Here is a 22934-nt window from a genome sequence, read left to right as displayed (position 1 = left end):
TTAATACCAAATCTACTTTCCTAGTTTGGTTATAAAGAATTTGCAACACAAAGACGCAAAAAACGCTAAGAAATTTAATAGTTAAGGTAACTTGTAGCTAGATACTCGCACGACTAACTCGCCATCGCGGGGATTGCGGCTAAACACAAACGCCCCCTCCTCCTTTTCGCCACCAGAGAGAAAGTCGATCTGTTGTTCGCCAGTTTCCTCAACTTTCCCATTAACGCGCAACTCAGCGATAATTTGGACTGACTCAGCAGTTTTTCCGCCAATGTTAGTAACTTCAAAGGGAATATAGAATTGCTGTTGGTTTTGACGAATCTCTCTTTCTTTAGTGGTGACTGATAGAATCGGGGGTTGATTTTTCTGCGTTACCCAGTCATACAGCACCAGTCCCACCAATAGCGCCACAATACACGTAGCGATCGCAAAGGAAACCCATTCCGCAGGCGATCGCGGCGATCGCTGTTGCTGTTCGGCTGAATCGGGGTCTTGATGAGCTTGACTCATGCTACCAGCCTTCCTGCGGCACCGCCAACTGTTGCTGGTAGCCCTAGTATCAACGTGTAGCTCAACCACATTTGCCACGGATCGTCAAAGCTAAGTTGCTGAAAGAACCACAACATCAAGGCAGATGCCAGGATCGAGACTAAATAGGAAAAAACAGTTTCACTGAGAGGGCGTTGGAAGATCCCTTGCTGCTGCATACGTTGTTGTTGATTAGTAAAGCCAGCCTGAAAGACGATGCCATAGGAAATCAACACTGAGGCTACCATAATCGCCAGCAACCACGGGGGAGACGAGGCGGCGGCTAGCATAGAAACTTCGTCAGTTGGCGCAATGTTAAAAGCGATCAGGGTCGCACCAATCAAAGTAGCGCCGATGTCTGTAAAAGTAGCATTGATGGTTGTTTCGTTTGCCGATGAGGGATTGTCCTGGCTATTAGAAGACTGATAGCGATCGCCACTTAAAAGAGAACGCGCCAGCGCCACACCCAAAGCAAACGGTACACTCTCGAAGATTACTTTTCCCAGCGCTTCACCCAAAGATGTATCTAGAGTAATTTCCCGCAACAAAACTAGGATACAAGTCGCGCAGACAATCCCGATAGCGATCGCTTCAATGGTATCCATCACGGCTTCACTCTGTCGAATGTCCTTCGTTTTGCGGAAGCCTTCCGTGCGATTGAGCAGGAAAACGACGACAAACGTGGCAGCGATCGCTGCTAGCATCACCGGCGGTTCGGTGAACGACCCAATCCACCAGACTTCCATCGTGTACAGCAGTGGAATTCCAAATAAAAACCCACCAGCGGCACCCCGAATTAGGTCATCGCATTCTTTCAACCAAATTTTTTCGGGTTTATGTTTTCGAGCGCGTTTCATCGTCATTAAGGGGCATCGGCTTTTCATCCGCTGATGCCGAGCCAAAAGTCATTCTCCGGCAAAAAAGCCGGGAGCAACAACAGATGGAGCTGGCGGTAAGCCGTTCGTCAACTTATCTCTTAAATTAAATGTTATCAAACCCTAACTCTCAAATAACGTAAATCATCCGATAGCAGTCCTATTTGATTTGTGAAGAAACGAACTGCTCCAGAACGCCCAGGGCGCTCCAGAAAGAGAAAAAAGAATTTGACAACTGCTGCAAGGATTGCTGTCGAAGCCGACAAAAGCCAGGAGGAAGAGAAAATTCTCAATAGTTTGTTTTCTTAACTCCTGACTTTTCTCCCCGATTTCTAAGTTGGCTTGCGCCATCTTTTCCCAAACTCATCTAGAGTTGCTTTAGGAATCTGCGTCTGAAGCCACTCCAGCGCATCATCTTGATGAGGCAACCCTTGGTAGTATTTGCACATATTCACCAGATTAACTGGAGGTACTTGTGTGGGGTTGGTCAGCGCATTCCAGGTAGTTGTTCCCACAACTCCATCCGCCTTTAACCCTTGGGATTTCTGAAAAGCAATCACAGCCGCTTCTGTGCCCGTACCAAAACTACCATCAATGGGACCCGGATTAAAGCCTTTGTCTTTCAACAACTGCTGCAATTGTTTAACTTTTTCGCCTCTCGATCCCACCCTTAAAGAACCATCGTCCGTCGGAACACCGATTTCACCCAACTTTTGACGAACGGCTTGACGCAAACGCGGCAGTTGAGCGTATAGCCAATCACCAGGGCAATCAGTGGCAGAAAAATCTCGATGCCCTTTGATATTGTCAGGAGAAATCTTGCAGGAACTGCAAATCGAAGCGCATAAATCAACTAAACTATTCCATTGTTTTTCGCCCATCTGATGGGTCATGAACCTGCCTTCATTTTCAATTCCCGGCGATTCGTTGCCTAGAGAATTGCCAGCATGAGACGAGCGAATACACAAACCTCGTTTAATTTTTGCTAAAGTACCATTTCTTCCTTCTAAGAGAATGCCCCCAGTTGTATTCAAAAAATTGTGACCGGAATCCCACCAGCCGAAAACATCCATGTGGGTATTCTGGACACTTTTGGCAAATTTTTTCGCTCCATCCACAGTTCCTTTCGAGATATCGCTGGGGGGATTGGGCGTATCGGTATGGTGAATGACGACGTATTTGGGTGTGGTTTCCTCTGACCACTGTTTGGGGGGTCTGGCACCCCACTCTTGGCATGAAATAACGCTAGCGGTGAAAGGCATCTTGAATATGTCCTCTAAAGTTGACTGGCAGATGAACGATCAGCGCGATGGGACAAGGGTACAAACGCTTTCTCTAGCACTGCCAGCATCGTTTGTAACCTAATAACTATGCCGCAGCAAGGTAAGCAGCAATTTTTTTCACATTTCTTGATAGCTCAGATTAAGTGAAATTCTTGGAGTGCTGGTAAAAAGTTCTGGTTTTCGTGACTGGGGCGGCTGAGTTTGATTAGGGCAAAGCGCTGGGCTGGAGTGAGTTCTGCCCATTGTTGAGGTGTCAGTATTGCTCCAAATTCCGCTACCTTTTCCTGAATGCTAGCGGGTACTTTTGTGGCATCCATCCAGTCTGGGTGAGGTTCTATAGGAAGGTCACTCGGAGGGACGCCCGTGTGTTCTACAACTAATTGGTGCAGTAATTGCCGGTAGGCTTGAGCTTCATCTGTTGTGGTACAGGGCATCTCTACCAGGGTTTGCCGTTCCGCTTGGCTAAATTGGTGCCAGTGAGGCAATTTTAGTTTGACGCCGCAAGTGTCTAATTTCATCCGCACTTGCATAGGAATGCAACGCAGGGACTCTACAAAGTCGGCTTCAAATTGAAAGAAATTATCTGTAGATTCGTCAGGTTTCATTAATTTTTTGGGCAATTAATACATTAAAAACAACAAAAATTTTGATGAATGACTTCTCCAAGTAAAAAGCTCCTAAAGGCATAAAATGCGACTACTAGGAGCATTACCGCGAGGGTGAAAAGCTTTCAATGTCGGCAGGATTCAAGGGCTGATTTATGGAAAGTCACGAGCAGCGGCATATAGCGGCATCGGGCTGGTTTGCAACCCGCTGGGCGTCCGCGATCGCTGTGTTTGAATCAACGATACTTGGGTAGTCAACAGGAAACTGACAAAACTGGCAATCACCAGAACGGGCACCATCGCTGTGTCTGAAAGCACGCTGAGAATCACAGTGGTACTGATTGGTGTTTTTGTCACCGCCACGTTGACTGCCGCCATCATGCAGATCATACCGATTGTCGGGTGGATTTGGGGAAAAGCTAGAGAAATCGCCAAGCCAACTGCCGCACCAATGTAAAACAGCGGAAAGATGAATCCTCCCCGGAAACCGGAGTGGAGGGTGAAACTAACCGCTAGCATCTTCGCAAACGCGATCGCTAGCAACATTGTCACCCCAAACGTCGAACCTGTTTCGACAATCGTATGAATTTCCTTTTCGCCAAAAAATAGCGTTTGAGGAAACACTAAAGCAATCAGTCCAATCGCTAACCCTCCCAAAGTAGCAAGCGCAATCGTGTGATGTTCGATGTACCCAATCAAGTACCCAATACTACGGAACAGAACAATAAAGATCATCGCAATCAGCGCCCCTAGCGCCCCTAGCAGTGCGCCTTCGCCCAAATTCATCAGCGAAAGCTTAGGAGTTGCGGCAAAGTGATACATCCCACCAATCGTCAACCCCGTGTTAAATCGAAATACAAAAAAGCTTAAGATTGCCGAAAGCACGGCAGGGATGAGCGCTTCGTAGTATTCCAGTCCCCGACGATGGGGAATTTCTAGGGCGAAGAGTGCGCCACCCAAAGGCGCACCGAAGAATGCACCAAGTGCCGCACTCATGCCGCAGAAAGTCAGCACGCGGGTTGTCGCCAGAGTCAGATTGAGCTTTTGACCCAGCCAGCCGCCAAAACTGCCATTGATTTGCACCAGCGGGGCTTCAGGACCAGCACTGCCACCGGCTGTAATCGAAAACAGGGAGGCAACAATCATTGCCGGGGTTTGGCGCAGAGAAATTCGTCCTGGATCGTGTACTTTATCAACGACCAAAGAAACTTCACCGGGAAGACCCATGAAGTGCAGCGTGAGACCGACAAAAAATCCCCCAATTGTGGTAGCAATCCACACGTAATTCCAGGCGGGAAATCCGGTAGAAAAGTAAGGATTCAAAACATCAGGAAGCGTGTGCCAAACAAAATGCAGGCTGGCTTCCAGCACGTAGTAATAAACCGTTGCAACTAATCCTCCAGCAATTCCAATGACTGCGGAACAGAGAATGATTTGCTGATAGGTAAGTTCGCTAGTATCGTTGAAATTGTTTGGTAATGTATCAGCGTATACGTTATGTTCGTTGCTGGCGGTTGTTCGATCGGGAGATGACATAAAATCTCCTCAAAGTCACTAGCAGTGTGAGTGGGAAAGCAAGGTTAACTTAATCCCAAATCACCCGTCTATATGTATTCAAAACAACTTTCTCCAGCGAGAATACGAAGAATCTACCTAAATTGGTAAGGGAGCATCCCACCTGCTGAAGCTTTACATCTCTTAGCCCCCAACCACCGATAAATTGGGGGCTAAGAAAAAGTTGCACATGGCGCTATCCATGAGTAGCCAAACACATCGATAAACCCCTGCCTACACGCTATAAAAATGTAGGGGTGAGTTTCAATCCCACCCCTACCAAGCTGGCTTTAGAAAAAGTCAGTCATTAAACCTGATTGGGTATAAGTGCTGACACTTTATCTATTACCAATTAGCACTTTTGTCAAGATTAACTTTATTCTCGTTCGCGCGAGAAAACGGGAGCTTTTGACGATGCTATTCCGATTTCTTCACCTTCATGAGAGCCTTCCGGTTCTTTGAGCAGAAAGGCACAAATACTAGCTGAAATTAAGCCAACAATTCCCAGCATCTGGAAAAAGATGCGATCGCCCGCAGCATCCTGAGGTAAAAAGCTATAGACGGTGAGGTAAATGACCGCTCCGACGTTGCCATAAGCACCCACATTCCCAGCAATCTGGCCCGTTACGCGCCGCTTAATCAGGGGAACGATCGCAAAGGTCGCACCTTCTGCTGCCATGACAAAGAAGGAAGCAATCATGGTCATAATCACTACCCCAACTAAGGGGATATTTCCACCCAGACCGCTAAACACTAAATAGCCGACTCCCATACCAGCAAGTGTTGCCGCCAGAGTCCACTTCCGGCTGCCAATCTTGTCAGAAATTAAGCCGCCTCCGGGACGAGCCGCTAAGTTCATAAAAGCATAAGTTCCGGCAACTCCTGCGGCTAGAGCCTCTGTCAATCCAAAGCCTCTTTGAAAAAACGTTGGGAGCATGGAAACAACGGCTAGCTCTGAGCCAAAACAGGCAAGATAAGCGATTTCTAAATTGACGACTTGACCAAATTGATAGCGATCTTCAGAGGCGTATCGCTTTTTACCAGTCATCAAGCCTTTATTTGCTTTCCAACAGTTATAAGCTTGGAATGCATACAAGCACAGCAGCAGAAACCAGGTTACGTACAATTGAGTGACATTAAGGAATTTGACTTGATTTAAGCGCCAAGCAATTAGACCCAAAACGCCGACTAAGGGAATGTTTGATAGCAGCAGAAACCAGAAGTCTTTCTGGGTAGTGACTTCCATTCCGGCGCTGCTTTGGGGACGCTCGTAAACCTTGCCAGGAGGAGTATCTTGGACGTTGAAGTAATAAACGACTCCGTAGATAGCGGCAACAATTCCGGTGAGCGCGATCGCAAACCGCCAGTTAACTTGACCCGCCCCTAAAAAGGCTGCTGCTGCCGCAATTGTCGGTAGGGTAAACGCTGCACCCGCCGAGCCAAAGTTGCCCCATCCGCCATAAATGCCTTCTGCTAAGCCAATTTCTTTCGGGGGAAACCATTCCGCCACCATCCGAATGCCAATAACAAATCCACACCCGACAATGCTCAGCGCTAGGCGGCTTAAAACTAATTGGGAAAAATTCTGTGCAAAGGCAAACATCAGACAAGGAATCGCCGCATAAATCAAAAGCCATGAATAGGTAATCCGAGGACCATAGCGATCCAGAATCATGCCGATAATAATCCGAGCCGGAACGGTGAGTGCAACGTTACAGATGGCGAGAGTTCTGAGTTGGGCTTCATTTAAACCTAAATCTGCTTTCACCGCTGTGGCAAAAGGGGCGAAGTTGAACCAAACGACAAAGGTTAAAAAGAAAGCAAACCAGGTCAGGTGTAAGATGCGGTATCGACCGCTAAATGACCATAATCCGGACATTTCAGAACCTCTTTTTTTCAAGTAAAGTATGCATCAAAGCGCGGAGCTATTCTTGGGGGTTGGCGTAAATTTTATAGATTCAATCGTGGAGATAAATCCCAGGAGAAAAAATTTACGGAATTAGACAATTGCCACGGGGTTAGGTTTATTTTTTGCTTGAAAGTGTTCAAACATAAAATCTCACTTTATTGAGCCGAGCTGCTGACCGTTACTTTTTTTTAGCAATGAGCGCTTTTCTTAGATTAATGAACTGAATAATCTGAGTTGGTAGAATTTGTTACAAAAGGCAGATTTCTTTTTGAAATCTCTATCTTGTTAGGTATTGTATCTGTATTATGAAGTATTCTTTCTTCTATATTGCAAAATTTGCATAATTTGAATGCAAAATGTGTAATGGAGTGCTTATTCTTGAGTATTTACTGAGTTATAACCGTTCAATTTCTTAAGGCAAATAACTCCCCTTTGATGAAAGGGAGCTATGGGAAATTTTTATGAAAACTGCCTCGCTCTGTTGGGATTTCTAGGTTTATTTTTCTGTTGTTTTTTTTGTCACACGCTCTAGAAGCTGCCTGTTAACATCTGCACATCTTACTAAGTAAGAATTTATTAATAGATTTCGCGGATAGTCTTTGAGCGATTAGATTGTCAGGGCTTAAAAAAATTAAATGAGCTTAGAATGCGATCGCGTTATTTGGTCGGATGCTCAGAATCTCTAGCAAAATTAGAGTTTTGATACTCTTTGAGCATTTCATGACATTGCCCCATCTCTAGACACAGATTGCTGTTGCGTCCCTAATCGGGTTATGCCAACTCGATGAATCCGATCTCTTCCTGCCGATAGTTGCAACATTGACTTAAAGCCGTTAACGCCAAGGAAATTGAGTTCAGGCTATTTTAAACTTTTGTAAAAGAAGAATTTTGTATATTAAGCTACAGAATATTTGCTAGATTTAAAGAAAAGCACAATTTTTAGAAATTAATCAAAAGGTTTTGGTAATGAAAACGCAAGAACGCCCCGAAGTATTGATAGCGCGGCAAGAACCCTCTAACCCATTGATGCTGGTGCTTCTGGTTACGGTGGTATCTTTGATGTTTGGGTTGATTCCGATTGTTTATAGTTCAACTTTTGCCAACCTCCAATCCCAGACGCCAACCGCGCTGGGAGAGGCAGGCTTGTGGAGCGTTTTTGGAGAAAAAGTGGATAGGGTTCGGGTTGCCCCAAAACAGTAAACTTCTGGTAGAAACTTGCAGATTGCAGGTGAGAGAAAACCAAAGCTTTGGCGATCGCTTCAAACAGACAGCGGTGAGGACAAAGCTTTGGATTGAGTTTTGGTAAGCAAATACTCCTCAGACATCAGATGGGCAGCAATCGGCACCAGTTGCACGGCACAAGCTTTCAGTTCGGGTTGCAGGGAGTCGGGACAGGATGCGGGGTGAGTTAGGGCATTCGCTTCGGCACCATCCGCCCAAAGATCGCCCCAGTGGATGGGGACAAAGACCGTACCGGGAGAAATGGTCTTAGTGACCTTGGCTGGGAATCGAGAAGTGCCGCGACGACTTCGCACTTCCACCCAGTCATTCTCCTGAATCGCTAAATTCGCAGCATCGCGGGGATGAATCTCAATGAATGGTTGCGGATGCATTTGGCGGATTTTGGCAATCCGTCCGGTACGAGTTTGCGTGTGCCAGTGTCCGTAAAGTCTGCCCGTCGTCAGCACAAAGGGGAAGCTGGGATCGGGGGGTTCTGCGAGTCCCCGCGAATGCTTGGCAACAAAACGCGCCCGTCCATCCGGCGTCGAGAAGCGCAAGTCGGTGTAAAGCCTTTTAGGAGTGCTGAGGGAAGATTTTTCCGGTTCATTTTTAATTTTTAATTTTTCATTTTTAATGGGTTCGGGCCATTGAATGGGACCTTCTTTTGTCAGACGTTCGTGACTGATGCCAGTTTGGTCGCAGAGGCGATCGCGTGTTAGCTGCACAAATTCATCATAAATTTCCGATGAGTGAGTAAAAGCAAACTGTTCGGGATATCCCAACCGACGACCCACTTCTGCAAAGATTTCCCAATCTGCCCTCGCTTCCCCCAGGGGTTTGCGGAAAGCTGGACACAGGGTGACGACTCGTTCAGAATTTGTCATCGTCCCAGTTTTTTCGCCCCACTGCGCCGCCGGAAGTAAAACGTGAGCAAAGGCAGCAGTTTCCGTGGGATAGTAGGCGTCTTGATAGACCGTAAAAGGCGATCGCTTCAGCGCTGCTTTCGTTCGTTCCAAATCGGGCATACTCACTGCCGGGTTAGTCGCCGCAATCCAGAGAAACTCTACCTCTCCCGTCTCTAATCCGGTGATAATTTCCCAAGCGCTGCGACCCGGAACGGGCGAAATCTTCCCAGCGGGAAGCTTCCAAAACTGCTCGACTTCGGTTCGCTGCTGGCGATCCTTCACTAAACGATATCCGGGCAACAAATGAGCCAGACCCCCGACTTCCCGTCCCCCCATCGCGTTGGGTTGACCCGTCAGGGAAAAAGGGCCGCTTCCGGGTTTGCCAATTTGACCCGTCATCAGGTGCAAGTTGATCAAGCTGGATACTTTGGCAGTCCCTTCGGAAGATTGGTTCAAACCCATCGTCCACATGGAGAGGACGCACTTAGACTCAGCCCACATTTTGGCAACTTTTATCAGGTCATCCAGGGAAATGTCGCAGCGTTCGGCGACAACTTCCGGTGGATAGTGTTGAATAACCTCAGCGTAGGTGGGAAAGCCTGCGGTGCAATCCTCAATAAAATCAACATCCATCTTGCCCCATCGTAGAAGCAAATGAGCGATGCCATTGAGTAAATCGATATCGGTACCAGGTCGAATTGCTAGATGCAAATCGGCGGCTTCGGCTGTCGTGGTGCGACGCGGATCGACCACAATCATTTTGACGTGATGGTTCTGTTTATGGTGTTTCCGCAGTCGATTGAAGATAATCGGGTGACACTCTGCTGTGTTGCTACCGATGATAAAAGCACAGTCGGTTAGTTCTAAATCTTCGTAGCAACAAGGCGGACCATCCGAACCCAGGCTGTAAAAATACCCCGCCGTGGCAGAAGACATACACAGGCGCGAGTTGGTATCGAAGTTATTCGTGCCCAAGATTCCTTTAAAAAGCTTTTGGGCAAGGTAGTAGTCTTCTGTGAGGAACTGACCGGAACCATATAGACATAGGGCGTCTGGGCCAGTGGAGTTCAGGACGGAACCAATGCGACTGACAATTGCATCTAAGGCTTCCTCCCAAGAAGCGCGACGGAAGGGTGCATCCAGAGAGTCGCGCATCATCGGGTAGAGGAGACGGTTTTTATCAATCGATTCTGTAACCGTAGCTCCTTTGACACATACCATACCTTGACTGGAGGGATGAGAGCGATCGCCCCGCACTTTCCAGATCGGATTTCCTTGGCTATCTCGATTTGTCTCCCGATTTGCAGCCGCAGGCGGCGAAACTTCTAAGCCACAGCCAACGCCACAGTAGGGGCAGAGGGTTTTTGTTGAGTCACTCATGGCATTCGTCATTAGTCATAGGTCATCGGTCATCAGCCATCAGTCATCGGTCATTAGTAATTAGCAAGTGACGAATGACTAAGGACTAACGGCAACTTTCTCTGCGTCTAGCTTTTCTTGTGGCTGCTTGGGAATTGCCCCAAAATGTTCGATCAGCAAGTCTCGCACTACTGACTTGAGATCCTCGCAGGGAACCTTTTTCATAATCTCTTTGCCAAGGTGTGCATCTTTCCCTACCTTGCCACCCATCCAAATATCGACCGCTTCTACGGTTTGACCATCTTTGCGCGTCTTCGTACCGATGAAGCCAATATCTGCAACTTGCGGTTGACCGCAGGAATTTGGGCAACCTGTCCAGTGAATCCGAACCGGATGCGGTTGAATTAACTCTTCCTCCAGTTCCTGAATTAAGGCAAGCGCCCGGTTTTTCGTTTCGATGATCGCAAAGCCGCAGAACTCGCTACCCGTACAAGAAACTAGCCCCCGGTTCAAGATTTCTGGATCGATAGACAACCGTTCTTGAAGCAGTGGTTCTTCTAAGAAGGGACGTAAGCGCGTGTCGGGGATATTGGGAATAATCAAATTTTGTTCGACAGTCAGACGAATCTCCCCGCTGCCATAAACTTCCGCCATTCGGGCAAGTTCACACATTTCATGGGCATACAAGCGACCGACAGGGACGTGCAAACCGACGTAGTTCAGTCCCGATTGCTTTTGGGGATAAACGCCAATATGGTCGCGCTTGTCCCAGTCAATTTCATCTTTTTCAGCCGCCGATTCCAGCGAATGCCCTAGTTGTTTTTCGACCTCCGCCCGAAACTTTTCAATGCCCCAACCCTCAATCAGGTACATGATCCGGCACTTTAGCCGATTCTCGCGGGGACCGTTATCCCGGAAAACCTCCAGCATTGCCTTACTCAAAGGGACAACCTCTTCAGGAGGAACCCAAACATCAAGGGGAATGGCTTCTACATATTGATTGGGTGCAAAGTAGCCGCCGACGATGACATTAAATCCAATGGTATGGTTTTTGTAAGCGGGGATAAAGCCAAGGTCGTTGATTTCGGCATGAACGGAGTTGTCCCGACCCCCAGCAACGGCAATGTTAAATTTTCGGGGTAGGTTGCTGAGTTCGAGATTGCCCTCACCGTTATTGGTAATCATGTCCTGAAGGTTGCGGACGATCCCCCGCGTATCAATCAATTCAGCCGCATCAATGCCTGCAACTGGCGAACCCGTGATGTTCCGAACGTTGTCCATTCCCGATTGAATGCAAGTCAGACCGGCTTTTAACAAACGGTTGAATATCTCTGGGATATCCTCAATCCGAATCCCCCGCAATTGGAAATTTTGCCGGGTGGTAATGTCGGCGTTTCCTTGGTTTTGAAATCCCGAACCCGTGCAGTAGCGTTGCACGATTTCAGCTAGTACTTGCATTTGAGTGCTGGTCAAAATGCCGTTGGGTATCCGCATTCGCATCATAAACTTGCCGGGTGTCACCGTGCGATGGAAAAAACCCAACCACTTCAGCCCTTGGTTCCGTTCAAACTCGTCCATCGCCTCCCAGCCAATTTGTGCAAAATGCTCCAGTTCTTGCTTCAGCAATAGGGGATGTTTTGCAGCTTTGGCTTTTTCAATCTTGTTTAGTTTGTCCGTAGGCTTGGTTGCCTTTATTGCTTCTGTAGGCGTGGTTACGTTAGTCACGGCTTTTCCTCCTTGCGTACCTGTATCTGGCGCAATTGCACGTGTAACCGCACAGCTATTGCTCTGGCTGTTAAATACTGCTTTTTCTGCTAAGTTAGGCGCTTTTTTAAATTGAAACGGTAGACTTTGTTACAGAAGCTGCCTATTGCCAATAAAACCTTTCTTTTGAAATATTTAGAATTCTAAAAGTCTATGTTTATGGTTACTTGCCAAACAGGATTTTAATGGGCGCTGAAGATTAACTTTCAACTCACACTTGCTTATAACTTATATTTCCCAGGTTGTCGTTTTCCTAGTTGGTATTCTTAGAAATGGCTGTAAGCTTTAGCGTGTAAGATTTATGAAGGGATTTATCTACAAGCAAATCCCTTGAAATAGCTGATTGACTGAGAAATCTCGGATCTGTAGGCTCTCTTTGAGGCAACGTTACCCAGCACTGGTGAAGTTTGTTGGGTTTCGCTATCGCTCTACCCAACCTACGATTTTTATTCATGTTTCAGGAGTTTTTTCCGTCAATCAGGTTGAAATACTCATCATTTGGAACCTCACCCCCAGACCCTCTGGGCCAGCTCTAGGGGTTTGCCTGAGACGGGATGAGGTTCTCCTAGAATACTGAAGTAATTAGTAGGATTTCTATAAGTAAGTTAATCACAAATTTGTTGAAAAAACTGCCGTATTTGATACATTTTTAAACTTTTTAATCGGTTTGTCTGGTTGAAGATTCTTGAGTGCTGCCTTATCGGGTCAGAATTCTCAGAATCGTCGATCTAGCGCAGGCATTAAGAATTTTTAAATTCTCAGTCATTCTTGGGGATATATAGCAGTCTTGGTTAATTTGGGGGAAACGAACCGCCAAGGACGCCAAGAGCGCAGAGAGAGTAAGAGAAGAGAGAATTTTATAGGGGAAACCTATACTGCGTCAAGTTCGTAAATCGCCACTGGCTCTTCTTTGCCTTTAACCCGAACAAACTTATCGACTAAGCGCAGGGGGAAAGTGTCGGGGTGGCGCAGCGCTTCGACGATTGGCTTGGTGACGAGGATGGTGCTGTCGTAGTTTTTGGTGAGGCTCTCGACACGAGCTGCTACGTTTACGGCATCCCCAATGACTGTAGACTCCATGCGGGAGCTAAATCCAACGGTACCCATGACTACCTCGCCTCGATGGATGCCGATGCCGATGTCGATGATTGGCAAACCTTGGTGCGATCGCTCTTCATTAAGTACTTTAAGTCGCTGTCGCATTGCTAATGCCGCGTGCAATGCATTGTCTGTCGCCTCATCGTCGAAGAGCGCCATAATCGCGTCGCCGATATACTTGTCAATGAAGCCGCCGGACTTGTCAATCACTTGTCCCATGCAGGCGAGGTAGTCATTCAAAAATGAAAAGGTTTCTAAAGGCGTCATTTGTTCTGACATTGCCGTGTAGCCACGAATATCGGCAAATAGGATTGTAATAATGCGCGTCGAGGCAAAGCCGACTTGGATGTTCTCGATGCCGTCGGGTGCAATCACTAGGAGAAATTTCTCTGGCACGAATCGATGAAATGACTCGATGGTTTTTTGTAGCCGATTAAATAAACTTTGTAGCGCTGCCGACATATCATTGAAAGCGATCGCTAAAGCGCCAATTTCATCTTTGCGGTAAATTTCAGCCCGATGGTGTAAATCGCCAGCGGCAATTTTGGCAGCACTCAATTGTAACCGCCGCACGGGACTACTTAGCTCCCTCGCCAACAGGTAGGAACCGAAAAGACCGAAGGAGAGGGCAAAAACACCCACCAAAAGCGCTTTTTCTACAGCGATCGCTACCGCTTGATTCACCTGCCGCAGTGACATTCCTATCCGCAACGTCCCGATTTTTTGCCCGGAAGAGTTGCGAATTGCGGCAGCAACTTCGATGGCAGTTTCCCCCCGACGTGCCCGCACCTTGCGGTTGAAGGTAATGTCGCGCAGCAGGAATGTCTCGACAACGCGGGTATCTTCATACACTGCCAGCGCCGAGTTTGTTACTGGCACAGGCACAATATCGGGAATATACTGTTCCTGAAGTGCGCTTTCGCTGGCGGCGACGATTTGATTTGACAAGCGCACATCGGAGATCAGAATGTACATAAAGTCTGGGTTGCGCTTCAGTAGCAGATTGAAACCGAGCCGAATCTGACCCCAATTTTGGTCTTCAAGTTCGTTCGTCCAGGTATTGGATAAGGCGATCGCTAGCTGCTGGATTTCACGCCGCTTATGATCGCGGTAGAGTTGTCTCTCGTTCTTCGCCCACAGCCACAACACAGAACCGACAATCGCCACAATCAAGAGTGTCGTGGCGGTCATAATTCGTGTGTGAATTGAGCGGAACGCGGCAACTTTCATAATGGCTAATTGGTAATGGGTACTTAGTAATTGGTAAAAAGTTTTAAGTTTTAAATTTTTAGTTTTGAATGAAAAAATTTTCTTTTAACAGGACTTACGCTGCATAGCACCACATCTATGAGGGCAACCACAGGGGGATTGAACCCGAAAAAACGCTATATGTATAAGCTTTGCGTAAGTCCTGTTTTAACTCAAAACTCAAAACTCTCATTAGCCATACTTCTATTATTTGCTAACCTCAAGTTGTTCTACAAAAGTCAGCCAGCGCTGATTCTCGTACCTAGCTTGACAATTGCTGGGGAAAGCTAGCGTCACCGGACCACCCATTTTGGCAGGAATCGGGTCGCGTTCGTTACCCCAGTGCGTGGCCAACAAAATATCGCAGTCTCGCACTTCGTTGGCTGTCAAACGAATTGGATTCAGGGCATTGCGGGAGACGGGCGCTTTTCCCCGAATGACAACCATACCGTTTTCTGGTAGTGTGACACCGGCAGCTGCCAGAACGTCCCGCACGCGCACACCCGCGAGCTTGACTTTGCCAATAGGCCAGCCAATCGGGTAGCCAACAGCTTCTTCGATGGTGACTTGTGGCAGTTGGCTGATGGTTTTGGCATCAAGCGGGGTTTCGCCAACGCGCAGTCGCACTGCCTCTGTACCGACGATCAGGTTGGTCACGTAAAATGCCCAAAAACGGTCGGGATATTTTTGCTCAAGCTGCGGGTACTCGGTGTAGGGAAATACTAGGGAAAGCGGGCCGCCTTCGCTGCGGGAAATGGGCATCCCATTGCGCTCTAAAGCAATGATAATCGGGTACGCACGCAAATCTGCAATGCTGACGGTGGCTCGGTAGGCATCGAAGGATACAAGCGTCACTTCCGTACTATCAGTGATGCCGAACTTGTCGAGCAGTTTAGAGACAGCAACACCACGGAAGTCAAAAATCCGATCGGGGTTGTTGCTTGTATTATGGGGCGATCGCGTCCGTATATGGGTGGTGGCGATCGCGTCTAGTTCTTGCATGGTCAATCGCACGGATTTTCCCGCCGTCGTTTTCCCCTGAATTTCTAGATTCCACTGTTGCCGCTGTCGATTGTTTGTATGAGCGGCAACCATTGCGGCGTTTTTTTGCATCGCCTCATTTCTCCACTCCTCCATCTGGGCATTGGTTGGTTTCTGATTTTGACATCCGCTCATGAAGGCAAGCAGGAAGAGGCAGCAGGTAAGAGGGATTGGGGAAGATATCATTTCATTTTTATAACCTTAAACCTTGGTGCTGCATCCTTCCACAAGTCCCTGTTGCTGCGATTAATCAGGAAAATACGTCGGTTCATTCCCCGGCTTCCACTTAATGTTGCAGCCGATGCTAGGCTTCTGGTCTGAGGGGATTGATTGACCTGCTAACACTGCATCCATCGCGGCTCGTAAATCCTTGCCGTTGACTGGTCGATCGTTACCGGGGCGACTGTCATCTAATTGACCGCGATAAACCAAACTTTGGTTGGCATCAAATAGGAAAAAGTCTGGCGTACAAGCAGCGGTATAAGCTTTAGCAGTTTCTTGAGTTTCGTCGTAGCACAAAGGAAAGGTGAATCCCAGCTGATTCGCCATTGCTTTGAGTGAGTTGGGGGCGTCATCTGGATAGTTGCTGGCATCGTTGGCGCTAATTGCCACAATTCCCATCTCTTGTCCTACATAATCCTTGCCAAGCTGCACGAGTTCTCCCTGGATGTGTTTCACAAAGGGGCAATGCTTGCAGATGAACATGACCAGCAATGCCTGCTTATCGGCAAACGTGGCAAGGGAAATGGTTTGACCAGATACCACATCCGGCAACTGGAAATCTGGGGCTGTAGTTCCCAGAGCCAACATGGTTGAGGCGGTTCGCGCCATTGTATGCACTCCTTACGTTTTGGTAGACTGTGCTCCCACTTATATTGCTCTACCACTGAAAAAAAAACCAGCGCCAGTAGCGATCGCTCTTGATATAGTACAATTGTACTAATTGCGTTCCGCATCCCAGTCGTTAGGTAGCCATCCAGCCATCGACATGACAAAACTGCAAGCCAGCCTCAAAGTAGTCCAGACAAAACGCGGCGAACTAAACCGCCAAGCTGTAAGGTGTGATGCCAACAAGCGCCTTCTGCGACCTCTAAAGACAGCCGACTCAGGCAGGTTAATTCCGTCACTACGGGTTAAGACCTACCAGGAACTGCTACAGGAACATCTGAATGAAAAATTAAAACACCTAGAGGCGCAAGCAACCCAAATCAATCGGCTTTCAGCGGAGCTAGAGGCAGCAATACAGGAACTCAAGGCAATCTCAGCTCAAGTCAATACAGACTTGAAATCCCTTCGGGGCAATGCTGACATTTGCGAGTATAAAGTAACGAGTGTACCCTACGTAGGACAAAAGCTCGATGGATCGTTAGTGCTGACGGCTCGATCTATCGATCTATACAAAGCTGAACGGGAAGCCGCGTCGCTGGCACAGAAACTGCGGCGACGAACCCGAAAAAAACGCAGCTGAGAGCTTTAAGTGTCTATTAAAGCAAATATACGCCCCAGGATCAGAGCCTGGGGCTACTATCAATGGCTATTGCTGCGAGCGATCGCGATAAACTACGCGCAAGTAACTGAAATTTAGGAAATGGTGTCGAAACTACTACAAATTTCTTGGGTTTGGTGCTATTATTAAATAATCGAAATCTGTGCCAAATAAATATTTAATGATAGTTCTTCCTCGTCAAACTCATCATATCATAAAAAACTGAGTGAAGTCTAGGGTTGAAAACAAAAAATTTCCCCTTATCCCTAAAAGAGGAACTGAGTTTATATTCTATTGATCAGCACTTAGGCAGAAATCAACAAAGGCACAGGTAAAAGAGGAGTAATGGGTAATTGTTCAGGGTTTAAGGGAAACTAGGTATTAGCAATTAACCCTTAGCAGTATGTTTAGGAATGTGGATTAAATAAAATCCAGAATTATTATATAGCAACCGCCAAGGCGGTTAGGACACTGTGCGAAGCACATCTTCAATGGCATCTCGTAGACAATCAAACTGCTCCAGTTTTTTGCGGATGCGACTTTTTAACCAAGACCAACATTGCTCAATTTTGTTAAGGTCTGGTGAATAAGGGGGTAAATATAGCAGTTTACAGCCGGCATTCGAGTGGCAGTTCCGAGATGCGCCCACCTCTGTGGAAAGTGGCATTATCCATCACCACAACCTGTCCAATTGTGAGTGAGGGAAGCAAACAATTTTCCAACCAGGTTTCAAATACTGTTCGATTACACGCCCCTTCAATAGTGAAGGGAGCTATCAAATTTTGGTTGCACAAGGCGGCAATCATATTTATCCGCCCTTCACGCCTCGATGTAGGGGCATGGAAGCGTTGCCCTTGATCATTTCAACCATAATCATACTGATCTCGACTATCCATCCCCCGACTCCGGAGAGGTAAACAATCTTCTCAGGAGCTAGTGTGGATAACTGCGTTAAAAATGCCTGTCGTTTTTCTTCATCCCGTAAGCCTCCTTCTGCAAATCGGGCGATCGCCAAAGTCAAGACTCAGCATCCCCAGGAAACTGGAAGCGATCGCAGTCGGAGGTATTCTGGCACCCGATCAGGTAATCTCTCTGGATATAAAGTTGTTATAACGTTCTCATCTTGAGAGAAGTTCCCAGGATGAGCATAACGACTAAGATAAGCGGCGGCAAATAGCCTCGACCACTCCACTAGGGTCTCTCAACCGTCCGCTTCATCGACTTGTTAGCTGGCGGTTGTGTGCTGTTGCAACCACTCTGTAAATGCTTCGCGCCCTAACTCACCCGATGCGATCGCCAACACCACACGCTCTTGCTCATCCACAGAGGCATTAATTTCCATTCCATTCAGGACAAGAAAAGTCTCTGCCGCAGCATGACCTGTACGCTTGTTCCCATCCACAAACGGATGATTCATGATGATGGAAAACCCTATTACTGCTGCCTTTTCAAGCAAATCTGCGTACAATTCTTCCCCACCAAAGGTCATTCGAGGTTGCGAGATCGCTGACTCCAACAAACCCACATCTCGGATACCTAATGCTCCACCAGATTGCTCAATGACTCTACGATGCAGTTCTAACACCTCGATTAACGTCAAAAAGCGCATTATGCTAAGCGTCGGTACAGTTCAGTGTTCTTCGTCAGCACCTGATTAGCTGCATCAACAAATTCGCTCTTTTGAGAATTGAGCCAATCCTCTAAGCTAGCCTTTAATAGAACTTCAAGCACAATTCCATGCACTCTTGCCAAATCTTGTAGTTTTTGAAATTGGCTATCTGAAAGGTCAATCATAATAGAAGCCATAGCGATCTCACTCCTAGTAGTTTTGAGTAAAGTTTAACATTTACAATGGACTGAAAGTTCTTTGTATACTCCCAACCCGGAAGCAAAAACAGCTAATAGTCAAAGTTAAATTGAGTTTTGGTCAGCATTCTACCAGGAAACGAGCAATGAGGAAAATTCATTGCTCGTCGCACTGGCAGCATCTAATTGCTCAAGCTATTAAAAGAGCTTTACGCTTGGTGTGCCGTTTGAGAACGGCTCCATCAAATGCCTGTCATCCCGAACAACGTTGTGGGTGAGTAATATAAGTTAGGCTAGCTTTTGGGATGGTGCGTTACGCTATCGCTCTCCTCACCCTACGCGATATGCGATCGCACTGCAATTAGGGATTAGGGCGTAAGAATCGTAGCGATGCCTGTTGTAAGTTAATGACGATCGATTGCCCAGACGATGGGACAAAAGCTCTAAGATCTTGGCAAGTGACCCAACGCCCTGCACCCGTCGGCGTGTTGTCAGCTACAAGACAGACCCGATACGTCTTTCCTGCTCTGATTCTATCGGTCACGATTCTCCTAAACTCTCTCTCGCGAGTCACGTTTGAATTGAGAACGTTGATGTTTGCACACATTCCAGTTCGTTGATCTGCATTGACTACCTGGATCAGAGCAGATATTCAGATAGAGAGCGCCAAAGTCAAGACACAGTATCCCCAGGAAACTGGAAGACTGGAAGTGATTACAGCCGGAGGTATTCTGGCACCCGATCAGGTAATCTCCCTGGATACAAACCAGTTATAACTTTCTCATCCTGAGAGGACTTTTCAGGATAAGCATAACGTCCCCAATCACCCGCCACAGACAACCTCGAATTTCAACCGATAACCTCTCGGCGGTCGGTGTGCATTGGGGTTGTTATGCAATGCTATCATCGCCTGCAACTGCGATATCGAAGTGCAGCACTTCTTCACGAACTCCCAGCTTCGTGTAGAGCGCAATCGCTGGCTCATCTCCGATGTCTGCCTGCACGAATATGACATAGGATGAACGTGCCGCTGCAATCTTCTTGAGTTCTTGAATCAACGCTGTCGCGATGCCTTCGCGCCGATGCGCTTGTGCAACAGCCAGATCATAAATATAGATTTCACTGCGCTCCTGCTCAAACTTCTGGAGTTCGTACGCAGCGATTCCACCCACTACCGAGCCATTCTTCATCGCTATAAGCGCAATGAAGTAATCGCTGCTGAGCAACCGCTGAAGATAGGCATTACTTGGACGAGACGCTGTATAGGTTTCTACATCGTCGAACGCCTTGCCGAAGGTCGTCATCATGGATTCCATCAGCGCTAAGTCTTCAGACTTAAGCAAGCGAATACTAAATGGGCGTGAAAATGACATAGCTTAGTCTGAATGCAAATCTAGTATGGAAGTGTGCAATCTACGATGGATAACGACACAGTTGAGCGGCGACGAAGAGATTTGAAACGAAGCGCAAAAACTCCGTTTGCCGCTCCAACGCCGTGTTAGCTGGCTGGCATTAGACGCAATCTGAATTGAGCAATTGCATAAAGATGGCTCCCAGTTGGCGGCGATAGCTAGTCTAGTGCAAAAGCTCATTACCCCTGGCTAGACAGTGCTTTGCGGAAAACGATCTTGTCTGCACCTTCCGCGTAGAACTCGCGTATACGCGCTTCCTTTTCGTAACCGTTTTTGTGATAGAACGCTTGTGCATACTCAAAATCTGGCGTGCCCAGCGTCTCAACCAATAAGAGCCTTGCACCTCGGTCTGCCAAAGTCTGCTCTACAAAGCGTAGCAGTTTCGCACCGCGTCCTTGCCTTTGATGGGTTGGGTGGACGGCAATCAGTTGCAGGTTCCAGGTTCCGTTCGTCATGCGTTCCGGTTCGCAGTAGGCTAATGCCACAAGTCCGTCATCATCGTCTGTAAGCCAGAATGGATGGATGTCTCCATCTTTGCTTAACGAAGCGGTCAACATCTGACGCAACTCCTCTAGTTCGTCTAACGAAAAGAGTTCCATAGAGCCAGCTAAGGCAATCAGCGCCTCTGCATCATCGGGCAGGATTGGTCGGATCATCGCGAACTCCAGCAGTGTAAAGGAGAAAAATTACAACAGTTGTTATGTTACGGTAAAAACATAACAACTGTTATGATAAATGTCAAGATGATTGTTTGATATCGCTGCAAACTAGGGACGCGCTATGAATTTTGACGATCGCCGCATTGAAGTCGCTAATGCGGCATGGCGGGTAATTATTCGGGAAGGATTGGATCGCACTAGTATGCGAGCGATCGCGCAGGAGCTTGGCTCCTCAACTGGAGTTGTGACCCATTACTTTCGAGATAAAGAAGCCCTGATCTTATTTGCCCTAGAACGAGTGTTTGAAAACGTTCTAGACGAAATGAAAGGCTGTACTCAGAAGGAGCAAGGCATTGACAGGCTAGAAGCAATGCTTTTTACAGCCCTCCCTCTGGAGAACCGCGACAAAGACGATTGGAAGGTTTGGGTGGCGTTTTTGGGCTATTCGATCGGGCGCGAGCATTTAGTTCAGAAACATCGAAAACGTTATGACTGTTTACGACAAATGCTTACTCAAGCGTTAGCTGACTTACAAACCGCTAATCTGCTGCGAGCCGATCTTGATCTAACCCTCGAAGCCAATGCACTTGTCGCGCTAGTGGATGGTATTGGCACTGGGATTGTCATCTGTCCTGAACAATTCTCGGCAGAGCAACAGCAATACCTTGTGCGGCGACATATCAATATCTTACTGGCATCATCCTGAACACTGACGATAAGTTTTAAACTAGTGCCACCACATGTCAACGAAGCTAGCTAACTTGTTATTAGACAGATTTTTCCCTCAGATCCACCCCAAAACAGGTGGATAGGCAGATTTTTTCTTGCGATCCTCCTAAATCAGGTGGATCTGAGGAAAGTTTCTTCATAATACGCCGATCTGGGTGGATCTGAGGAAACTTTCCTCATATCTTCAGATGTGTACGGATAAAACAACGAGTATCATCAAGCACATATTTAGTATTGTGCCTGGATGGTGACGGAACCTCGCCCGAAAAAGCTCTTAGACCAACTGCGTGACGTGATTCGGCTTAAGCATTATGCCTACCGGACGGAAGAAACCTACGTGCAGTGGGTAAAACGATATATCCTCTTTCATGAAAAGCGTCATCCGCGTGAGATGGGACGAGCAGAGATTGAGGCATTTCTGACCGACCTGGCAGTCCAACAGCAGGTTGCTGCTTCCACTCAGAATCAAGCTCTCAACGCCATTCTGTTTCTCTACCGAGAAGTGTTGAACTTAGAGGTGGCTGAGGTCAATGCGATTCGGGCAAAACGCACTCAATATCTCCCCACAGTTCTGACCCCACAAGAGGCAAGGGCAGTCATTCAAAACATCGGCGGCGTTCAGCAGTTGGTGGTGAAATTGCTTTATGGCGGTGGATTACGGTTGTGTGAAGGGCTACGTTTGCGGGTTAAGGATGTCGATTTTGCTCAACATCAGATTCTGGTGCGAGATGGCAAGGGCAGTAAAAGCCGTGTCACGATGCTACCTATCAGCGTGAGTGAGGAACTGCGCGATCATCTCGTTAGGGTCAAGCGGCAACATCAGCAAGACTTAGGGCGAGGCTTTGGAGCCGTGCCGTTGCCCTATGCCTTAGATCGCAAGTATCCGAATGCAAATCGAGACTGGGTATGGCAGTTTGTGTTCCCCTCTAGCCAGATCGCCAAAGATCCGCGTGGTGATTTGATGTGTCGGCATCACCTACATGAGAGCAGTGTGCAAAAAGCAGTCAAGCAAGCAGTGCGGGGCACAAAGGGCGTTGCTGAATTAGGGTATGATGCGAGCGAGAATGCGAGAGGGGAGCCGAAAATGATTTCTTTGATTTTGATAGGGAATTGGAACATCTCCAAATCTGAGATAATGAATTAGTAATCGAATTGAATGTCGTAGCATTTGTTCAGACTTAGAATAACAAAGAGTTTTTCGTTTGAGCCGAGCCAAATAATGTCTAAGTCTTGTATTTTCACCCTCAACTCTTGTCATATAGGTTTTGCTAATAATTTGATCGACCTCCGGAATAAAATTCGGGTAAACTTTCCACCCATCTGTCACATAAAAATAGCATTTCCATTTACTAACAAGACCCCATAGTGGTTCAAAAGTTTTGGCGCTATGGTCGCCTAAAACCCATCCTAAAATACCTGGTTTAAAGTGGTCTACTGCTGTCCATAGCCAGG

General features: G+C 47.3%; 22 protein-coding genes and 1 pseudogene. 6 read left to right on the top strand and 17 right to left on the bottom strand.

Annotated features, from left to right (window positions below; all coding sequences use genetic code 11):
* Positions 1-81 precede the first annotated feature (81 nt).
* The 6 genes from AC2VDX_RS23315 to AC2VDX_RS23290 form a co-directional block, all read right to left on the bottom strand.
* Positions 82-510: a TIGR02588 family protein gene (locus AC2VDX_RS23315; protein ID WP_378171906.1), complete on the bottom strand. Its 429-nt coding sequence runs from the start codon at positions 508-510 to the stop codon at positions 82-84.
* Positions 507-1391 carry a TIGR02587 family membrane protein gene (locus AC2VDX_RS23310; RefSeq protein ID WP_378171944.1) on the bottom strand — a complete coding sequence of 295 codons (885 nt, stop codon included), beginning with the start codon at positions 1389-1391 and terminating at the stop codon, positions 507-509. The genes AC2VDX_RS23315 and AC2VDX_RS23310 overlap by 4 nt, the downstream gene beginning before the upstream one ends.
* Before the next feature lie 344 nt (positions 1392-1735).
* Entirely contained in the window at positions 1736-2665 is a 930-nt protein-coding gene (locus AC2VDX_RS23305; protein ID WP_378171908.1) for a peptidoglycan recognition protein family protein, read from the bottom strand.
* Between the two features lie 155 nt (positions 2666-2820).
* Positions 2821-3291, bottom strand: coding sequence for a nitrate reductase associated protein (locus tag AC2VDX_RS23300; RefSeq protein ID WP_378171910.1), 471 nt, complete (start codon positions 3289-3291; stop codon positions 2821-2823).
* Positions 3292-3444: 153 nt separating this feature from the next.
* Positions 3445-4827: a chloride channel protein gene (locus AC2VDX_RS23295; protein WP_378171912.1), complete on the bottom strand. Its 1383-nt coding sequence runs from the start codon at positions 4825-4827 to the stop codon at positions 3445-3447.
* 394 nt (positions 4828-5221) lie between these two features.
* A complete protein-coding gene (locus AC2VDX_RS23290; protein ID WP_378171914.1) occupies positions 5222-6724 on the bottom strand; it encodes a NarK family nitrate/nitrite MFS transporter in 1503 nt (500 codons plus the stop codon).
* Positions 6725-7720: 996 nt separating this feature from the next.
* On the opposite strand from AC2VDX_RS23290, the gene AC2VDX_RS23285 reads away from it, so the two are divergent.
* Positions 7721-7954 (top strand): hypothetical protein, encoded by a 234-nt coding sequence (locus AC2VDX_RS23285; RefSeq protein WP_378171916.1) that lies wholly within the window; start codon positions 7721-7723, stop codon positions 7952-7954.
* Between the two features lie 59 nt (positions 7955-8013).
* On the opposite strand, the gene AC2VDX_RS23280 is transcribed toward AC2VDX_RS23285, so the two are convergent.
* The 5 genes from AC2VDX_RS23280 to AC2VDX_RS23260 form a co-directional block, all read right to left on the bottom strand.
* Positions 8014-10260 carry a molybdopterin oxidoreductase family protein gene (locus tag AC2VDX_RS23280; RefSeq protein WP_378171917.1) on the bottom strand — a complete coding sequence of 749 codons (2247 nt, stop codon included), beginning with the start codon at positions 10258-10260 and terminating at the stop codon, positions 8014-8016.
* A gap of 78 nt (positions 10261-10338) precedes the next feature.
* Positions 10339-11964, bottom strand: coding sequence for a ferredoxin--nitrite reductase (locus tag AC2VDX_RS23275; protein ID WP_378171919.1), 1626 nt, complete (start codon positions 11962-11964; stop codon positions 10339-10341).
* A gap of 909 nt (positions 11965-12873) precedes the next feature.
* Positions 12874-14292: an adenylate/guanylate cyclase domain-containing protein gene (locus AC2VDX_RS23270; RefSeq protein ID WP_378171921.1), complete on the bottom strand. Its 1419-nt coding sequence runs from the start codon at positions 14290-14292 to the stop codon at positions 12874-12876.
* A gap of 264 nt (positions 14293-14556) precedes the next feature.
* Complete coding sequence (locus AC2VDX_RS23265) at positions 14557-15525, bottom strand: molybdopterin-dependent oxidoreductase (protein WP_378171923.1); 969 nt, start codon at positions 15523-15525, stop codon at positions 14557-14559.
* A gap of 111 nt (positions 15526-15636) precedes the next feature.
* Positions 15637-16221 carry a thioredoxin family protein gene (locus AC2VDX_RS23260; protein ID WP_378171925.1) on the bottom strand — a complete coding sequence of 195 codons (585 nt, stop codon included), beginning with the start codon at positions 16219-16221 and terminating at the stop codon, positions 15637-15639.
* A gap of 157 nt (positions 16222-16378) precedes the next feature.
* Here AC2VDX_RS23260 and AC2VDX_RS23255 point away from each other — a divergent pair, with 157 nt between their 5' ends.
* Positions 16379-16858, top strand: a complete 480-nt coding sequence (locus AC2VDX_RS23255; protein WP_378171927.1) for a hypothetical protein — start codon at positions 16379-16381, stop codon at positions 16856-16858.
* Between the two features lie 481 nt (positions 16859-17339).
* Here AC2VDX_RS23255 and AC2VDX_RS23250 read toward each other — a convergent pair.
* A pseudogene (locus AC2VDX_RS23250) lies at positions 17340-17858 on the bottom strand (IS630 family transposase); the annotation flags it as partial.
* Here AC2VDX_RS23250 and AC2VDX_RS23245 point away from each other — a divergent pair.
* On the top strand, positions 17834-17989 hold the full coding sequence (locus tag AC2VDX_RS23245) for a hypothetical protein (RefSeq protein ID WP_378171948.1): 156 nt from the start codon (positions 17834-17836) through the stop codon (positions 17987-17989). The pseudogene AC2VDX_RS23250 and the gene AC2VDX_RS23245 sit on opposite strands and share 25 nt — an antisense overlap.
* 112 nt (positions 17990-18101) lie before the next feature.
* On the opposite strand, the gene AC2VDX_RS23240 is transcribed toward AC2VDX_RS23245, so the two are convergent.
* Entirely contained in the window at positions 18102-18488 is a 387-nt protein-coding gene (locus AC2VDX_RS23240; protein ID WP_378171946.1) for a type II toxin-antitoxin system death-on-curing family toxin, read from the bottom strand.
* Complete coding sequence (locus tag AC2VDX_RS23235) at positions 18485-18682, bottom strand: DNA-binding protein (protein WP_378171929.1); 198 nt, start codon at positions 18680-18682, stop codon at positions 18485-18487. Before AC2VDX_RS23235 ends, AC2VDX_RS23240 begins: the two co-directional genes overlap by 4 nt.
* A 626-nt stretch (positions 18683-19308) precedes the next feature.
* On the opposite strand from AC2VDX_RS23235, the gene AC2VDX_RS23230 reads away from it, so the two are divergent.
* Positions 19309-19458, top strand: coding sequence for a hypothetical protein (locus AC2VDX_RS23230; protein ID WP_378171930.1), 150 nt, complete (start codon positions 19309-19311; stop codon positions 19456-19458).
* A 114-nt stretch (positions 19459-19572) separates the two neighbouring features.
* Here AC2VDX_RS23230 and AC2VDX_RS23225 read toward each other — a convergent pair whose 3' ends face one another.
* Together AC2VDX_RS23225 and AC2VDX_RS23220 are read right to left on the bottom strand one after the other, a co-directional pair.
* Positions 19573-20055, bottom strand: a complete 483-nt coding sequence (locus tag AC2VDX_RS23225) for an AAC(3)-I family aminoglycoside N-acetyltransferase (RefSeq protein WP_378171932.1) — start codon at positions 20053-20055, stop codon at positions 19573-19575.
* A 218-nt stretch (positions 20056-20273) separates the two neighbouring features.
* Positions 20274-20750, bottom strand: coding sequence for a GNAT family N-acetyltransferase (locus tag AC2VDX_RS23220; RefSeq protein WP_378171934.1), 477 nt, complete (start codon positions 20748-20750; stop codon positions 20274-20276).
* 124 nt (positions 20751-20874) lie between these two features.
* On the opposite strand from AC2VDX_RS23220, the gene AC2VDX_RS23215 reads away from it, so the two are divergent.
* Positions 20875-21459: a TetR/AcrR family transcriptional regulator gene (locus tag AC2VDX_RS23215; protein WP_378171936.1), complete on the top strand. Its 585-nt coding sequence runs from the start codon at positions 20875-20877 to the stop codon at positions 21457-21459.
* Positions 21460-21726: 267 nt separating this feature from the next.
* The gene (locus tag AC2VDX_RS23210) at positions 21727-22626 is read left to right on the top strand and encodes an integron integrase (protein ID WP_378171938.1); all 900 of its coding nucleotides are present in this window, start codon (positions 21727-21729) and stop codon (positions 22624-22626) included.
* Here AC2VDX_RS23210 and AC2VDX_RS23205 read toward each other — a convergent pair.
* Positions 22525-22934 (bottom strand): IS1 family transposase (locus AC2VDX_RS23205; protein WP_378171940.1); only part of this gene is annotated, 410 nt, incomplete at its 5' end. The two genes, AC2VDX_RS23210 and AC2VDX_RS23205, sit on opposite strands and share 102 nt — an antisense overlap.

It is taken from the genome of Coleofasciculus sp. H7-1 (assembly GCF_057473865.1).
This window is presented reverse-complemented; position numbering and strand designations above follow the sequence as displayed.

Bases quoted from the DNA above. Each gene is read 5' to 3' on its own strand.
- AC2VDX_RS23295 (WP_378171912.1), bottom strand. From the start codon at position 4,827: ATGTCATCTCCCGATCGAACAACCGCCAGCAACGAACATAACGTATAC.
- AC2VDX_RS23280 (WP_378171917.1), bottom strand. From the start codon at position 10,260: ATGAGTGACTCAACAAAAACCCTCTGCCCCTACTGTGGCGTTGGCTGT.
- AC2VDX_RS23265 (WP_378171923.1), bottom strand. From the start codon at position 15,525: ATGAGCGGATGTCAAAATCAGAAACCAACCAATGCCCAGATGGAGGAG.
- AC2VDX_RS23255 (WP_378171927.1), top strand. From the start codon at position 16,379: ATGACAAAACTGCAAGCCAGCCTCAAAGTAGTCCAGACAAAACGCGGC.
- AC2VDX_RS23245 (WP_378171948.1), top strand. From the start codon at position 17,834: ATGCCTGTCGTTTTTCTTCATCCCGTAAGCCTCCTTCTGCAAATCGGG.
- AC2VDX_RS23290 (WP_378171914.1), bottom strand. From the start codon at position 6,724: ATGTCCGGATTATGGTCATTTAGCGGTCGATACCGCATCTTACACCTG.
- AC2VDX_RS23285 (WP_378171916.1), top strand. From the start codon at position 7,721: ATGAAAACGCAAGAACGCCCCGAAGTATTGATAGCGCGGCAAGAACCC.
- AC2VDX_RS23315 (WP_378171906.1), bottom strand. From the start codon at position 510: ATGAGTCAAGCTCATCAAGACCCCGATTCAGCCGAACAGCAACAGCGA.
- AC2VDX_RS23210 (WP_378171938.1), top strand. From the start codon at position 21,727: ATGGTGACGGAACCTCGCCCGAAAAAGCTCTTAGACCAACTGCGTGAC.
- AC2VDX_RS23220 (WP_378171934.1), bottom strand. From the start codon at position 20,750: ATGATCCGACCAATCCTGCCCGATGATGCAGAGGCGCTGATTGCCTTA.
- AC2VDX_RS23260 (WP_378171925.1), bottom strand. From the start codon at position 16,221: ATGGCGCGAACCGCCTCAACCATGTTGGCTCTGGGAACTACAGCCCCA.
- AC2VDX_RS23235 (WP_378171929.1), bottom strand. From the start codon at position 18,682: ATGGCTTCTATTATGATTGACCTTTCAGATAGCCAATTTCAAAAACTA.
- AC2VDX_RS23310 (WP_378171944.1), bottom strand. From the start codon at position 1,391: ATGACGATGAAACGCGCTCGAAAACATAAACCCGAAAAAATTTGGTTG.
- AC2VDX_RS23305 (WP_378171908.1), bottom strand. From the start codon at position 2,665: ATGCCTTTCACCGCTAGCGTTATTTCATGCCAAGAGTGGGGTGCCAGA.
- AC2VDX_RS23270 (WP_378171921.1), bottom strand. From the start codon at position 14,292: ATGACCGCCACGACACTCTTGATTGTGGCGATTGTCGGTTCTGTGTTG.
- AC2VDX_RS23225 (WP_378171932.1), bottom strand. From the start codon at position 20,055: ATGTCATTTTCACGCCCATTTAGTATTCGCTTGCTTAAGTCTGAAGAC.
- AC2VDX_RS23215 (WP_378171936.1), top strand. From the start codon at position 20,875: ATGAATTTTGACGATCGCCGCATTGAAGTCGCTAATGCGGCATGGCGG.
- AC2VDX_RS23300 (WP_378171910.1), bottom strand. From the start codon at position 3,291: ATGAAACCTGACGAATCTACAGATAATTTCTTTCAATTTGAAGCCGAC.